Annotated in this window: 13 protein-coding genes; all 13 read left to right on the top strand. The window is 58.1% G+C overall.

Going from position 1 to position 15,770, the window contains the following annotated elements; genetic code table 11:
- Nucleotides 1–598 (top strand): ATP-dependent sacrificial sulfur transferase LarE (locus tag RTK01_RS11695; protein WP_312281142.1); only part of this gene is annotated, 598 nt, incomplete at its 5' end.
- A gap of 12 nt (nucleotides 599–610) precedes the next feature.
- On the top strand, nucleotides 611–1,372 hold the full coding sequence (gene larB, locus RTK01_RS11690; RefSeq protein WP_312281141.1) for a nickel pincer cofactor biosynthesis protein LarB: 762 nt from the start codon (nucleotides 611–613) through the stop codon (nucleotides 1,370–1,372).
- Nucleotides 1,369–2,634 (top strand): nickel pincer cofactor biosynthesis protein LarC, encoded by a 1,266-nt coding sequence (gene larC / locus RTK01_RS11685; protein WP_312281140.1) that lies wholly within the window; start codon nucleotides 1,369–1,371, stop codon nucleotides 2,632–2,634. The genes larB and larC overlap by 4 nt, the downstream gene beginning before the upstream one ends.
- A gap of 149 nt (nucleotides 2,635–2,783) precedes the next feature.
- A complete protein-coding gene (locus RTK01_RS11680) occupies nucleotides 2,784–4,280 on the top strand; it encodes a class I SAM-dependent methyltransferase (protein WP_312281139.1) in 1,497 nt (498 codons plus the stop codon).
- 14 nt (nucleotides 4,281–4,294) lie between these two features.
- Nucleotides 4,295–5,263: an ABC transporter permease gene (locus RTK01_RS11675; RefSeq protein WP_312281138.1), complete on the top strand. Its 969-nt coding sequence runs from the start codon at nucleotides 4,295–4,297 to the stop codon at nucleotides 5,261–5,263.
- A 1-nt stretch (nucleotide 5,264) separates the two neighbouring features.
- Nucleotides 5,265–6,209, top strand: coding sequence for an ABC transporter permease (locus tag RTK01_RS11670; protein ID WP_312281137.1), 945 nt, complete (start codon nucleotides 5,265–5,267; stop codon nucleotides 6,207–6,209).
- Nucleotides 6,103–7,662: an ABC transporter substrate-binding protein gene (locus RTK01_RS11665; protein ID WP_312281136.1), complete on the top strand. Its 1,560-nt coding sequence runs from the start codon at nucleotides 6,103–6,105 to the stop codon at nucleotides 7,660–7,662. The genes RTK01_RS11670 and RTK01_RS11665 overlap by 107 nt, the downstream gene beginning before the upstream one ends.
- 19 nt (nucleotides 7,663–7,681) lie before the next feature.
- Entirely contained in the window at nucleotides 7,682–8,635 is a 954-nt protein-coding gene (locus RTK01_RS11660) for an ABC transporter ATP-binding protein (protein WP_312281135.1), read from the top strand.
- Nucleotides 8,632–9,405, top strand: coding sequence for a dipeptide/oligopeptide/nickel ABC transporter ATP-binding protein (locus tag RTK01_RS11655; protein WP_312281134.1), 774 nt, complete (start codon nucleotides 8,632–8,634; stop codon nucleotides 9,403–9,405). The genes RTK01_RS11660 and RTK01_RS11655 overlap by 4 nt, the downstream gene beginning before the upstream one ends.
- Nucleotides 9,406–9,792: 387 nt before the next feature.
- Nucleotides 9,793–11,376, top strand: a complete 1,584-nt coding sequence (locus RTK01_RS11650) for a peptide chain release factor 3 (protein ID WP_312281133.1) — start codon at nucleotides 9,793–9,795, stop codon at nucleotides 11,374–11,376.
- Nucleotides 11,377–11,679: 303 nt separating this feature from the next.
- Nucleotides 11,680–12,720, top strand: coding sequence for a selenide, water dikinase SelD (selD, locus tag RTK01_RS11645; RefSeq protein WP_312281132.1), 1,041 nt, complete (start codon nucleotides 11,680–11,682; stop codon nucleotides 12,718–12,720).
- Between the two features lie 75 nt (nucleotides 12,721–12,795).
- Nucleotides 12,796–14,175, top strand: a complete 1,380-nt coding sequence (gene selA / locus RTK01_RS11640) for an L-seryl-tRNA(Sec) selenium transferase (protein WP_312281131.1) — start codon at nucleotides 12,796–12,798, stop codon at nucleotides 14,173–14,175.
- On the top strand, nucleotides 14,172–15,770 hold a 1,599-nt coding region (selB, locus tag RTK01_RS11635), incomplete at its 3' end, for a selenocysteine-specific translation elongation factor (RefSeq protein ID WP_312281130.1). The genes selA and selB, both read left to right, overlap by 4 nt.

Below are 15,770 nucleotides of genomic sequence, written 5' to 3'. Positions count from 1 at the left end.
GTTTGAGCTGGCCGACGCTCGAAAGATTGCGCAACAGTGCCGCATTCCCCTGACGGTCATCGAAGGAGACATTCTGGCGGACCAAACGGTGGTCGCCAATCCGGAAAATCGCTGCTACTACTGCAAGCGTGTCGTTTTCGGCATGATCTTGCGTCAGGCCACCACGGACGGATACAAACTGGTAGTCGACGGTACAAACGCCTCCGACGACGCTTCTGACCGTCCGGGAATGCGCGCGCTTCAGGAGATGGAGGTTCTTTCGCCGCTGCGGGAGTGTGGGCTGACCAAAAGCGACGTGCGGGCAATGAGCCGGGAGGCGGATCTGTTTACGTGGAACAAGCCCTCTTACGCCTGTCTCGCAACGCGCATCCCAAGCGGGACAGCCATCACGGCAGAAGCGCTGAAAACGGTGGAGGCAGGGGAGAATGTCCTTTTCTCCATGGGATTTCAGGACTTTCGCATTCGGCTTCGCGGCGATGTCGCGCTGCTCCAGATTCCTGCCAGCCAGTTTTCCTACGCGGTGGAAAAAAGGCAGCAGTTGCTGGAACGGCTCTCCACTCTTTTTTCCACTGTCTCGTTGGACCTACGCACGCGGTAAGGAGGATTCAGTATGAGTTCCGGTCATGATATTATAACAGTTTTGAAAGAAGTGCAAAGCGGCGCACTTTCTCCGGACGATGCGTTGCTGCGGCTGAAGCTCGCTCCGTTTGAAGATCTGGGCTATGCCAAGGTGGACTATCACCGGGCCATTCGTCAAGGCGTTCCCGAGGTGATTTACGGGCAGTCCAAGACCACCGAACAGATTCTTGGGATAGTGTCCTCCATGCAGAGGCAGGGCTGCTCCAACATTCTCGTCACCCGCATCTCTCAGGAGGTGGCGGACAAGCTGGCCGGGTCCTTTCCGCTGCGTTACGATTCGCTGGCGCGTCTTGCCGTGGTTCTGCCAGATGAAACGTCGGGCCGCGGCTCCGTAGTGGTAGCTACTGGCGGAACCAGCGACATGGGCGTTGCCGAGGAGGCCGCCATCACCGCCGAGGTCCTTGGCAGCCGGGTGACGCGGTTGTATGACGTGGGTGTGGCGGGACTGCACCGTCTGCTTTCCAATCTTGAGCCGCTGATGACCGCCCGGGTAGTTATCGTCGTGGCTGGAATGGAAGGAGCGCTTGCCAGCGTAATTGGTGGTCTGGTTGACTGCCCGATCATCGCTGTTCCAACCAGCGTTGGATACGGCGCTTCATTCGGCGGGGTATCGGCACTGCTGTCCATGCTGAATTCCTGCTCCAGCGGCGTGAGCGTTGTGAATATCGACAACGGCTTCGGCGCGGGCTTCCTTGCCAACCGCATCAACCAAATGGAAGGAGTTTCCGAATGAAAACGCTTTACCTTGAATGCAAAATGGGCGCGGCGGGCGACATGCTTATGGCCGCGCTCTATGAACTGCTTCCCGATCAGGCGTCCTTTATGGAGATGATGAATCATTTGATCCCCGGCGTGCGTGTGACCGCTCGGAGGGTCATCACCTGCGGCATTGCGGGGACGCATATGGAAGTGGATATTCGTGGCCTTCAGGAGGATAGCTGCGACCTTGCCGACGGCTGCCTTAATAACCTCTTTCACGAGCACGAACACGAGCACGAGCATGAGCATGAGCATGAGCACAAGCATGAGCATGAGCACAAGCACACGCATCATCACACCGCCCCGTCTGACATTGCGGAAATTTTGGAACGTCTAAATGTGCCGGAGAAGGTTCGCCGGAATGCCAAGGCCGTCTATCACCGAATTGCCGAAGCAGAATCGCTGGCACACGGCGTCCCTGTCACGCAAGTGCACTTTCATGAGGTCGGCGCATTGGATGCCATCATTGACGTGACGGGCGTATGCCTTGCAATGGAGCTTCTTCACCCGGACGCTGTTCATGTTTCGCCGGTCCATCTGGGATCCGGCCATGTTCGCTGTGCGCATGGTGTCATGCCCGTACCCGCTCCGGCCACCGCTTTTCTTCTCAAGGGAATTCCCTGCTATTCCGGGGAGATCAACGGAGAACTCTGCACCCCCACCGGGGCATCGTTGCTGGCGCACTTTGGAGAACAGTTCGGTCCCATGCCCGTCATGATTCCGGAAAAGGTAGGCTATGGTGTTGGAAAGAAAGAATTTCCCGCAGCCAACTGCGTTCGGGCATTTCTGGGCCAATCTGGCGATCCTGCGCAGACGGACATTGTGGAGCTGTGCTGTCACATCGACGACATGACGGCAGAGGCGTTGTCCTTTGCCTCCGACCGCCTCATGTCCCGGGGTGCGTTGGACATCTCTGCGGCGCCCATAACCATGAAGAAGGGCCGCCCCGGAGTCTCCCTCACCATTTTGTGCAGGACTGCGGACGAAGGGCGGATGGCGCAGGCTGTTTTGGAGGAAACCACCTCCAACGGCGTTCGGGCCCGGCGCTGCGCTAAATACATTTTGGTCCCCAGCCTGCGAACCTCGGAGACAACCTATGGACCCATCCGCATCAAGTGCGCCGACGGAATGGGGATCCATCGGGAGAAGCCAGAATATGAGGATGTCGCCTCCGCTGCGAAGAAGAGCGGCCTTCCCTTCCAGCAAGTCTGGAACGACATCGTCCGGCAGATGTAAGCCAGATACGCGTTTGGCAGACTCATACCCCGAACGTGCTGCCAAGAACCGGACTGAGGCCCAAATGGCTTTTGAACTGTTAAAGACGGATTTGGAAGTCATTCCGACTAGGTCGGAGCCGATAAATTTTGACGCCAGTGGAGGGCTATATGTATTTAAGCAAAATTTCCGCCTACTGGGACACCCGTGCGGATGGGTATTCGAAAACCATTCATGAACAGCTAAAGGATGACCGGGCGGCGTTTTTCCGAGAGAAGCTGCGGACCTTCGCACCGGAAGGTAACTGTCTGGACTGTTTGGATGTCGGCTGCGGCCCCGGCTTTTTTTCCATTTTATTGGCGCAGGAGCAGCACCGCGTCACCGCCACAGACTATTCTGAAAAAATGTTGGAACAGGCAGAATCCAACTTTGCCGAGGAAGGCGTCCTTGTGAAAACCGTGCGGTGCGACGCGCAGCATCTCCCGTTTGAAAACGAGAGCTTCGACTATATCGTATCCCGAAATTTGGTGTGGAATCTGGAAGAGCCCCAAAAGGCATACCGGGAGTGGCTGCGGATTCTGCGACCCGGCGGACGTCTTTTGGTCATGGATGGAAACCACTATCTATATTATTATGACGAGTTGTACCGCAAAGCAAATCAGTCAAGCGGTGGACCGCACGGCTCCTGTTACGGCGTGGATCCCACGCCGATCAATGAAATTGCCCGAAGTCTGCCCCTGTCCCACAAAAAGCGGCCGGAGTGGGATCTCCGCACCCTGATTGACTTGGGTGTGGGGAAACTCCAAACGGAGACCTATCCACTGACTTTCTGTGACTCCGAAAGCGGCGAGGTGAAAAGCGTAATCAGCGACTTCCTGATTTGCGCGGAAAAGCCGGGCAGCACCGAAGCAATCACGCAAACCCAACGGGAAATTGACGATCACTGGTCGGGGGCGGCGGAGAATTACAGCCGAATCATCCGGGAAGAACTGCAAAGCTTCCGCGCCGACGCATGGTCAAAACTGATTCTGGAAAGTGCACCGGCGCACGCTCCTCTGGATATACTGGACGTGGGCTGTGGACCCGCGTTTTTTACCATTCTGCTTTCCCGGGCGGGACATAGGACAGTGGGGTTGGATGGCGCGGCTGGAATGCTGGCGCAGGCATCTCAAAATGCCGCCGAAGCGGGTGTGCGTCCGTTGCTTTTGCAGGGAGACTGTCATCGTCTTCCGTTTGCTGACGGCTCCTTCGACCTTGTGATCAGCCGAAATGTGACACACGCTTTGCGAGAGCAGGAAAAAGCCTATAGCGAATGGTTTCGCGTCCTGCGGAACAACGGTGTCCTTCTGATTTTTGACGCAAACTGGCATCTGATGCGGACCGACCCGGAAATCCGCCGGGAGTTCGCCAGACGAGAGACGCTGTGCTTTCAGACCTATGGCTCGAATTTCAGCGCCGATCACCGCCGTGAGGTGGAAGATCCAGACCAGATTCAAGCACATCGCCTTGGCACCTGCATCCGGCCGGACTGGAATTTACCGTTGTTGAAGGCCGCGGGTTATCGCGATGTATCCGTTCAGCGGGATATTACAGACGGGCTATGGAGCAGCAAAGAAAAGCTATTATACGGTGCGACGCCAATGTTCATGATCCGCGCCGTCAAGTGAAGGAGTACGACGAGGTGACCCAACGCTTAAGCCGACATCCCCTGCTGCTCTATACGCTGCGCCGCCTTCTGGCCTTGTTGCCGGTTTTGCTGGGAGTCACCTTTCTTGCCTACGGCCTGATGTATCTCTCCCCGTCCGACCCGGTGGAGATGCTGCTGCAGGCGCAGGGAATTCCGGTATCGGAAACCGTTGTGGAAGCCATGCGGCATAAGGCCGGTCTGGACAGGCCGTTTTTGACGCAATACCTTGATTGGCTGTGGCGCTTTGTGCGGGGAGATATGGGAACTTCACTGGTGGATGGGCGATCCGTGGCAGCGCAACTGTGCCTTGCGCTGCCAAAAACGCTTGCCCTGACGTTGACCTCCGTGCTGATGACCATTGCCCTGTCTGTTCCGCTGGGCGTCCTGACGGCGGTGCGTCAGGGCCTTTTTATAGACTATCTGCTGCGCTTTTTGAGTTTCCTTGGAAACTCCCTTCCGAATTTTTTGGTGTCGCTGCTATTGCTGCAACTCTTTGCCGTGAGGCTGAAGCTGCTTCCCGTCCTTGCATCAGAAACCGCCGAAGGATTGATTCTGCCGACGCTGGCGCTGGCAATTCCCATGACGGGAAAATACATCCGACAGGTACGTGCAGCGGTTCTGGAACAGCTTGGACGCAGCTATGTGGACGGCGCGATTTCCCGCGGGATCAGGCTGCGGACGGTGCTGTTTCATGATGTCCTGCGCAATGCGATGGTGACCATTATCACGCTCATATCCATGTCGATTGGTACCTTGCTGGGCGGAAGCGCGGCGGTGGAGCGGATTTTTGTTTGGCGCGGTATGGGCTATCTGGTAATGGATGCGATACTGAAACGGGACTACCCAGTCATTCAGGCGTTTGTGGTTTGTATGTCCATGATTTACGTTGTTATCAATTTGCTGACTGATCTGTCATACTACTTTCTGGACCCGCGCATACGCCGCGGACTGGAGGTGTCATAAGATGAATGTCGCAAACCGATCCGCCCGTATACGAATGTATCTTCTCCTGACTGTGACCGTCGCCCTATGTGTCTTCTGCGTGGTTTCCCGGAGCATGATGCCAAATGATCCGGATTTCGCAGATTTGGCTCACGTGAAACTATCTCCCTGTGCGGAGTATCCCTTTGGCACGGATTGGTTGGGCCGGTGCGTCTATTCACGAATTTTGGCGGGTGCGCCGCTCTCCGTTTTCTCCGCGCTGGCAATCGTGGCGCTGACCGTGGTGCTGGGATGTGCCGTTGGGATGATGTGCGGATACTTCGGCGGGGCGGTGGATGCTGTTTTGATGCGGTTCGTGGATGTTTTTATGGCGTTTCCGGGCATGATCCTTGCGTTGGCGGTTGCAGGAATGCTGGGCGCAGGTCTGCAAAACGTGGTCATTGCTCTGGCCGCCACCGGCTGGCCGCAGTATGCAAGGCTCTCCCGCAGCTATGTGATCACTCTCCGGCAGGAAAACTTTGTTCTGGCCGCCCGGCTGAACGGGCAGACCAGCGCCGGCATCCTGTTCCGTCATATTCTGCCTAACGCCATGAGGCCGGTAATCGTCACCGCGTCGCTGAACGTCGGCGGCACGATTCTCGCGCTGTCGGGCCTTAGCTTTTTGGGGATGGGCGCTTCCTCCGCCGACTGGGGAAGCGCGATTTCCGACGGCAGAGGGCTGATGGGACAAGCCCCTTGGCTTGTGCTGTATCCCGGAGCGGCAATCTGTCTGACCTCCATCCTTTTTAACCTGCTGGGAGACAGTGTGCGGGACGTGCTGGATCCGGTGCAAAACTCAAATACTTACCATGGAGAAAAATATGAAAAAAGAAAAGGCATTTTTACTCACATTGCTGCTGGCAGTCGAATCTCTGAGCGCCTGCGGCGGTGCGCCCGCAGCCTCAAACACGCCGACCGGCGGAGATAACCGGACCGATTTTGCATTTGGGACCTATGCTTTTACAAAGCTGGATCCGGCTGATGATTATAACGGCTGGGCAACCGTCCGCTATGGAATCGGCGAGACGCTGTTTACGCTGGACGACAGCCTTAACATCCAAAAGAATCTGGTAACAGACTACTCCCTGTCAGATGACAGCTTGACCTGGACACTGACTCTGCGGGGGGGCGTGCTGTTTCACAATGGCGACGCGATGGACGGCGCGGCGGTTAAAAGCAGTTTGGAACGGCTGGTGGCAACAAATGACCGCGCCGCTTCCGATCTGATGATCGATTCTATTTCCGCTGACGGAAATACGGTGGCGATTACCACCACAGAACCCAATCCAATACTGCTCAACGCCCTATGCGATCCATACGCCTGCATTGTGGATGCTGCGGCGGACGGCGGTTCTGGAGAGTTTGAAGAGTATCCGGTCTGCACAGGCCCTTATGTAGTGAAACAGTATGTGGAAGACTCCTCGGCTTATTTGGAGCCTTTTGATCAGTATTGGGGTGGAACGCCGGCAAGCAAAAGCGTAACCATCAAAGCAATCTCCGACACGGACACCCTGTCTTTGGCGATGCAGAACGGTGAGATCGACGCGGCCTACGGTTTGTCTTATGACACGCTCAGCCAATTCAAGGACGATGCCGCTTTTCAGGTTTCCCAGGCAGCCACTACCCGTGTCTACATGCTCTATTTTAATCAATCTCATAAGTTTATGAGCGACGAGAATTTCCGCCGTGCGATCTGTATGGCGGTCGATAAAAATTCCTATGCCTCCGTCCTGCTCAACGGGGCCGGAACCCCAACCAAGTCCGCATTCCCAGACTATCTGAGCTATGGGGATGACAATCTTATGACGGATGTTCCCGACTATGATCCCAAAGGCGCCAAAGCCTTGCTCAAAAGCAGCGGCTATGTGGATACGGACGGCGATGGCTTTCTGGATAAGGACGGTCAAAAAGTGTCTTTGCGTCTCATTACCTATGGCCGCACGGGGCTTCCCCAGTCCGCTCAAGCCCTGCAGTCTGCCTTGATTCAGTTGGGCATGGACGTCAGCTTTGAACAGGTGGAGACTGTCAACCCCTATCTGACTGCCGACAATTACGACATCTGTGTTTATGCCTATGTCACCACGCCTACCGGCGATCCCCTGTCCTACCTCAGCTATACCATGGGGACAGGAAATGGCAGCAACTTTGGTCACTACAGCGATGCGCAGGTTAACGATCTGCTGTCAAAGCTGGCAACGGAATTCGATGTGAAAAAGCGCTCGGACTACGCGCTTCAGATTCAGCAGACCGCCACGAAAGACAGTTCTTACTGCTACTTATTCCATCTGAATATGTTCCTGGTCATGAAAGCCGGAGTTACCGGCATGAAGCAAAGCCCTGTGGATTACTATCAGATTACCGCAAAAACGGCCGCTGCATAGCGGCAGAGGGGATCCGTTCATGGAACACACCGGACTTTTGGATATCCATCATCTCTGCGTGCGCTATCCGTGCGGCAAAGAAATTCTGCGGGACGTTTCTCTGCATATGCACGAAGGGGAAATCGTCTGTGTAATCGGCGAGAGCGGCTGCGGAAAGTCCACGCTTTTAAATGCGGTGCTGCGGCTTCCAAAACGGATCCGGATTTCCGCCGGGGAAGTGATATACCGGGGACAGAACCTGCTGAGCCTGACAGAACGGGAGATGCGCTCAGTCCGCGGCACGGGGCTGGGGGTCGTGTTTCAGGAGCCGGGCGCTTCCTTGGACCCTATTCGGAAAATCCGCGTTCAGTTCTATGAGGCCATGCGCGCCCACGAGAGAATTTCCCGGAAAGCCTCCGCGGAAAAAGCGGAAGAAATTCTGGGGCGGATGGAGTTCAAAGAGCCCCGCCATGTAATGGAGAGCTGCCCCGCGCAGCTCGCCGGCGGAATGAACCAGCGCGGTGCCACCGCGCTGGCCATGGTGCTGAAGCCGGACATTTTGCTGGCCGATGAGCCCACCAGCGCATTGGACGTAACAGTGCAGGCACAGATCATCAATGAGCTGATGCGCCTAAGAGACGAATTCGGCACCTGTATCATGATGATTACCCACGACATGGGCGTCGTTGCCAAAATGGCTGATAAGGTAGCCGTGATGTATGCCGGACGTGTGGTGGAATACGGATATCGGGAAAGTGTGCTTCGCGCACCCTCCCATCCATATACCCGTGCGCTTATGGAAGCAATTCCCCGGCTGGACGGAGCTTTTCCTAAGGGGATCCCCGGGCAAATGACGGAGACGTTTCCCGCCCTTGGCTGCGCGTTTGCGCCGCGGTGCTCTCATACCCGAAAAGAATGTATCTCAAAAGAGATGCAGCAAATTTCTTTGCACGCAGAACATTGGACGCTTTGCCGGGAAGGGGAAAAAACATGAAAATCCCTGTATTGGAAGTGTTACGTATCTCAAGAACATTTCGTCAGGCCAATTCCTTGCCGGTTCAGGCGGTGCGGGGCGTTTCGCTGACAGTCGGTGAACACGAATGCGTCGGTTTGGTTGGAGAAAGCGGCTGTGGGAAATCCACACTGGCAAGGCTGATTACCCGTCTGGATACGCCGGACAGCGGCTCCATCGAACTATGCGGCGCGGATATTACACACAGTACGGGGGCGGCCCTCAAACAAGTGTACCGCAATATGAAAATGATCTTTCAGGAACCCCGTTCTTCCTTTGACCCCAGACTGACACTGGGAGAGAGCATTCAGGAAGCACTGAGGCCGATCCTTCCATCATCGCAAGCTCGCGCAGAAGAATCCGAACGTCTCTTGATGGAAGTCGGCCTGGACGCCGGGTTTGCCCACGCGTATCCGCGGGATGTCAGCGGTGGGGAATGCCAGCGCGCGGCAATTGCCCGGGCAATTGCGTCAAAGCCGCGGCTTCTGCTCTGCGACGAAGCCACCAGTGCGCTGGATGTTTCCGTACAGGCGCAGATTTTGCAGTTGCTCCGCAGCCTTGGCACAAAAAGCGGCATGTCGTTTCTGTTTATTTCCCATGACCTTGCTTTGGTCAGCAGCATCTGTCAGCGGGTATACGTCATGTACGGCGGTGAGATTGTGGAGCATGGCACAACCAACCAGATCATCCACGTACCTCGGTCTGATTATACCCGCAGACTCATCACATCTGCGATGACCATGGACAAATGAAGAATAGCAACGGATAGAGGTCTTGCTTTTGCCTGAAAAGACAGGAGAAAGGGGAACTCTGCGAAAGCAGCACTATGCTAAATAAGATGCTATGAATAGCGCGCAGTGGCGTTCGGTGATAACAACGGGATGTATCCACGACTTTGAAGGCTGATTTTCCCGCCGGAATTGCGGATAATATCTTGGGAACCCTTGATTAAAACGGTATGCACGCTTCGGCGGCTGATTTTCCGTCCGGACTTTGTTAAAAATTTTTGCCTTACCGGGCAAAAAATCCGCCGGATGTTCCCCACATGTCGATTTAATCAGAGGTCCCCTTGCAAAGCACCCGGCGATGTGATAAATTAAAAAGGTTCATCAGATTCATAAGAACGAAGGAGTAACGCCATGTCCGCCCTGAAAGACGAAATCTCCCGGCGCCGCACGTTTGCGATTATTTCGCATCCCGACGCCGGTAAAACCACCCTTACGGAAAAATTCCTGCTGTACGGCGGCGCCATTGCCCAGGCCGGCGAGGTGAAGGGCAAGCGGGCCAAGGCCGCCACCTCCGACTGGATGGAGATTGAGCGACAGCGCGGCATCTCCGTCACCTCGTCGGTGATGCAGTTTCAGCACGGGGGCTACTGCATCAACATTTTGGATACCCCGGGCCATCAGGATTTCTCCGAGGATACCTACCGTACGCTGATGGCGGCGGATTCCGCCGTCATGGTCATCGACGGGGCCAAGGGTGTGGAGCCGCAGACCCGCAAGCTTTTCCGCGTCTGCGCTCTGCGGAATATCCCTATTTTCACATTCATCAACAAGATGGACAGGGAGACGAAGGACCCTCTTGCGCTGTGCGAGGAGGTGGAGCGGGAGCTTGGCATCGACACCTATCCCGTGAATTGGCCCATCGGCTGCGGCAGAGAGTTTGCCGGGGTCTATGACCGGGAGCGGAGCCGCATTCTCTTTTTTCAAGGCGAGGGCCACGGGAAAAAGGCGGAGGCCACCGAGGTGGATTTGTACGACCCGAAGGTAGGGGAGATGATCGGCGAAAGACGCTGGAGCACCCTGCGGGACGAGGTGGAGCTGCTGGGTGCGGGCCGGGAGTTTGATATGGAAGCCGTCCGCGTTGGAAAGCTCAGCCCCGTGTTTTTTGGGTCCGCACTGACCAATTTCGGCGTGGAGCCTTTTCTGGCAGAATTTCTGCGCATGACCACCCCGCCCCTGAGCCGTACGGCGGACTGCGGCGAGGTGGACGCGTTTTCTCCTGATTTTTCCGCCTTTGTGTTCAAGATTCAGGCCAACATGAACAAGGCTCACCGGGACCGGCTTGCCTTTATGCGCATCTGTTCCGGCAAGTTTGAGCGGGACGCAGAGGTCTATCACATGCAGACCGGCAAGAAAATGCGCCTGAGCCAGCCCCAGACCATGATGGCCGCTGAGCGGGAAATTGTGGAGGAGGCCTATGCGGGTGACATCATCGGTGTGTTCGACCCCGGCATTTTTTCCATCGGGGACACCATTACCGTGCCGGGAAAAAAGTTTAATTTCTCTGGCATTCCCACCTTCGAGCCGGAGCATTTCATGCGGGTCAGTCCCAAGGACACCATGAAACGCAAGCAGTTCATCAAGGGTACGGAGCAGATCGCCCAGGAGGGCGCCATCCAGATATTCAAGGTCCCCGGCGCGGGCATGGAGGAGGTCATCGTGGGCGTGGTGGGCACGCTGCAATTCGACGTGTTCGAGTATCGCATGAGAAACGAATACGGTGTGGAGTTGTATATGTACGGCCTGCCCTACGAGCACCTGCGCCGCATTGCCGCCAGCCCCGTCGAGGACCCGAAGGAATTGACGCTGTGCATGGGCGCGGAAGTTCTGGAGGATTTCCGGGGCAGACATCTCGTCGCCTTTGGCGGCGAGTGGTCCGTGGGCTTTTTGCTCAAGCACAACCCGGGGCTGGAGCTGTCCGAATCCGTTTCGGTGTAAGAGCGGCGAAGGAATTTTCCGTAAAGCATTGCGCTACGCGGAAGAAATTTTTCGGGCAGGCGGGAAAACGTCCTGCGGGAAACGGCCGAGCTGTTTACGCCTGATTTGATAAAATTTAATTTTTCCGGAATAAAATGTGCGGGGGAAACTGAAAAATGTTTCTCCCGCGTATTTTTTGCGCAGTCTTTCTTTGTGTTTTCTACGCCGCGCCCCGTCCGTCATCCGTTGACAGCGGGCGGGGCGCATGGTATGTTGAGAGCAAACGGGACGGCTTTTTTTGGAAGCCGAGAAAGGGGCGTATCTATGGAAGAACAAAATGTCAAGCTGACAAAGCTGGCAAAGTGCGCCGGATGCGGCGCGAAGGTGGGCGCGGGGGTGCTGAGCCAGTTGCTGGAGGGCATCCAGGTCCACAGCGACCCCAATCTGCTGGTGGGCTTTGACAAGAGCGACGACGCGTCGGTCTACAAGGTCAGCGACGAGCTGGCTCTGGTGCAGACGGTGGACTTTTTCCCGCCCATTGCGGACGACCCCTATCTCTTTGGCCAGATCGCGGCCACCAACGCCCTGTCCGACGTGTACGCCATGGGCGGAGAGCCAAAGCTGTGCCTAAATATCATGGCCGTGCCGGAGTCCATGCCGAAAGAAGCGGTGCATCAAATGCTTCGGGGCGGGTATGACAAGGTGTATGAGGCGGGGGCGCTCATCACCGGGGGCCACAGCATTTTGGACGACGAGCCGAAATACGGCCTGTGCGTCACCGGCTTTGTCCATCCCGACAGGGTGCTCACCAATTCCGGGGCGAAGCCCGGAGACGTGCTGCTTTTGACCAAGCCCATCGGCATCGGCGTGCTGTCCACGGCGCAGAAAGCGGAGATGCTCTCCTCTGAGGGGGCGGAGATGATGTACCGGCTGATGACTACCTTGAACCGCTCCGCCCGGGACGCCATGGTGAAGTACCGCGTTCACGCCTGCACCGATATCACCGGCTTCGGACTGCTGGGCCACGGCTTTGAGATGGCGCAGGGCAGCGACGTGACCATGACCATAGACGTGGGGGAGATCGACCTGATTCCCGAGGCGCTGGAGCTGGCGAAAGTGGGGATTCTCCCCGCCGGGATGTACCGCAACCGCACCTATGCCGAGCCTGGGGTGGACGTGGGCGACACGGAGCTTGCCAAACAGGACCTGCTGTTCGACCCCCAGACCGCCGGAGGACTGCTGATTGCCGTGGCGCAGGAGGACGCGGACGCGCTGTTTGAAGAGCTGAAGGGCTGCGTTCCCAGCGCCCAGCGAATCGGCGTTGTCGAACCCTATACCGGGGAAAAGCGCATCAGACTGCGCTGAAATCCGCGCGGCGGGGCATACTTGCGAAAAATGTGCGCTCCCCCAAAAGGGCGGGGAGCGGAGGGGGCGCGTGACATGAATCAGGAATACCTGCGGGCCATTCCCAAAGTGGACGAGCTTTTACGGGAGCCGTCCGTGCAGGCTTTGGCGGAAAGATACTCCGCCCGGACGGCGACGGACGCGGTTCGCGCCGTGCTGGAGAATTTGCGGCGGGAGCTGCTGTCTGGCGGGCGGGACACGCCGCCGGACAAAGCGGCGCTGTGCGCGGCGGTGGAGGCGGTTGCACGGGGGGCTGCGCAGCCGTCCCTGCGCAGCGTAACCAACGGGGCCGGCGTTGTATTGCATACGAATATGGGTCGGGCGTGTATGTCCGAGCGGGCGGCGGAGGCCGCCAAAACTGTTGCCCGGAGCTATAACACGCTGGAATACGACGTGGAGGGAGGCTGCCGGGGGCATCGTTGCGCTCATGTGGAGGGCCTTTTGACCCGCCTTACCGGCGCGGAAAGTGCTCTTGTGGTGAACAACAACGCAGCCGCCGTTCTGCTGATTCTCTCCGCCATGGCGGAGGGGGGTGAGGTGGTCGTCTCCCGGGGCGAGCTGGTGGAAATCGGCGGCTCCTTCCGGGTGCCGGAGATCATGGAAACTTGCGGTGCGCGGCTGCGGGAGGTGGGAACCACCAACAAAACCCGTCTTGGGGACTACGAAAAAGCCATCGGCCCGGACACCCGGGCGCTGATGAAGGTCCACACCAGCAATTTCCGGGTGGTGGGCTTTACCCAGACCGTGTCCCCGGCGGAGCTGGCGGCGCTTGGCCGCAGCCGGGGTCTGCCGACGATTGAGGATTTGGGCAGCGGATCGCTGGTGAATCTGGCGCGGCTGGGTCTGCGGGACGAGCCAACGGTGCAGGAATCCGTGGCGGCGGGAATGGACGTGGTTTCCTTTTCCGGGGACAAGCTTTTGGGCGGACCGCAGGCGGGAATTATCGTGGGGCGGGAGGAATCTCTCTCGCTCCTGCGGGAGCATCCCCTCTACCGGGCGGTGCGTGTGGATAAAATGACCCTGGCGGCGCTGGAAGCCACTTTGCGGGCCTATGTGGAGGAAACGGCGGAGACGGAGCTGCCCACCCTCGTCATGCTGGCACAATCGCCGGAAATGCTGCGGATGCGCGCCCAGCGGCTGTGCGCGCTGGCGCGGGAAGCGGGCGTGGACGCGGAGGTGGTCCCCGAGGAGGATCAGGTGGGCGGGGGCAGCGTCCCCACCCAGACGCTGCCGAGCTTTGCCATGGCGGTGACGCCGGGACGGGGCGGCGTGGACGCGCTGGAGGCCGCCATGCGATTGCGGGAGCGGCCGGTTATCGGCCGGGTGGCCCATGACCGGTACCTGCTGGACGCGCGGACGCTGCGGGAGGACGAGTTTTCCTGTATCGTGGACGCGCTGAAGGAGTGCCTTCGATGAAGCATGTGATTATCGGCACGGCAGGCCATGTGGACCACGGAAAAACGTTGCTGATCAAGGCCCTCACCGGGATCGACACCGACCGGCTTCAGGAGGAGAAGAAGCGGGGCATCACCATCGAGCTGGGCTTCGCCCATCTGGATTTTGACGACGGGACTCAGGCGGGCATTGTGGACGTGCCGGGCCATGAGAAATTTATCAAAAATATGCTGGCAGGGGCAGGGGGCATCGACCTTGCCATGCTGGTGGTGGCCGCGGACGAGGGCTTCATGCCCCAGACTGTGGAGCACCTTGGCATTCTGACGCTTCTGGGCATCAAGGACGGCCTTGTGGCCGTGACGAAAGCCGACATGGTGGACCCGGAGTGGCTGGACATGATGCGGGAGGAGATCGCCCAGAGGGTGAAAGGTACGTTTTTGGAGGGAAAGCCCATCCTCACCGTCTCTGCCTATACCGGGCAGGGCATCCCGGAGCTGAAAGAAGCCCTCCACGCGCTGGTGCTGGATGCCCGGGAGAAAAACCTGCGGGTGGCGTTCCGCCTGCCGGTGGACCGGGTGTTTTCCGTGGACGGCTTCGGCACCGTGGTGACAGGCACCCTCATTGAGGGAGCCATGCACGAGGGAGATCCGGCGGTGCTTGCCCCCTCCGGAGCGGAAACTCGTATCCGGAATTTGCAGGTTCACGGGAAAGACGTGGACACCGCCTATGCGGGCCAGCGGGTGGCGGTGAATCTGGCGGGTCTGAAGCGGACGGACGTGCAGCGGGGAGACGCGGTGGCAAAGTCGGGAAGCCTGCGCACCTCTCTGATGCTGGACGTGCGGCTTCAGAACCTGCGCGCTTCCCAGCGGGTGATTTTAAACGACTCTCAGGTTCACCTATACCATGGCGCGTCGGTGCTGCTTGCCAAGGTAGTGCTGCTGGATCGGGACGGGCTGGATCCCGGCGAGAGCTGCTATGCCCAGCTCCGGCTGACGGAGCCAATTGCCTCGAAAAACGGGGACCGGTTTGTGGTTCGTTTTCTCTCGCCGCTGGAAACCATCGGCGGCGGCACAATTTTAGACGACGCGCCTAAGCGGCATAAGCGGGGGGACCCCGCTGTGCTGGAGGCGCTGCGCATCCGGGAGAGCGGCTCCGGCGGCGACCGGGTGGTGCAGGTGACGGCGGAGTTCGGCACGGCGCTGCCTCAAACTGACAAACTGGCGTCCAAGCTTGGAATGGACTCGCAGGAACTGGAAGTGCTGCTGGGGGAGCTGGTGTCTGCCGGACGGCTGGTGGAGCCGCTGCCGGGCCGGTTTGCATCGTCGGGCGTGATGGACGGCGTGCGGGATGCCTGTCGGGGACTTTTGGAGGACTATCACCGAAAAAATCCCCTCCACGCCGGAATGAAGGCCGCCGAGCTGCGGCAAAAGCTGTTCAAGTCTATGGACCAGACCGGGGCGGACGCGCTTTTGCGCCAGCTCTGCGCAGAGGGAAGCATTTGCCGGACGGCGGAGCGGTACGCATTGGCGGAGTTTTCCGTCCGGTTCACGAAAAAACAGAGCGCCATCCGGGAACGGCTGCTGGAGAGTTACCGCAAGGCGGGCATCGAGCCGCCG

Origin of the sequence: Oscillibacter sp. (assembly GCF_031978065.1) — a bacterium.
GTDB lineage: Bacteria > Bacillota > Clostridia > Oscillospirales > Oscillospiraceae > Oscillibacter.
Note: the sequence above shows the minus strand (reverse complement) of the source record. Positions and strands in the feature narration are given on the sequence as shown.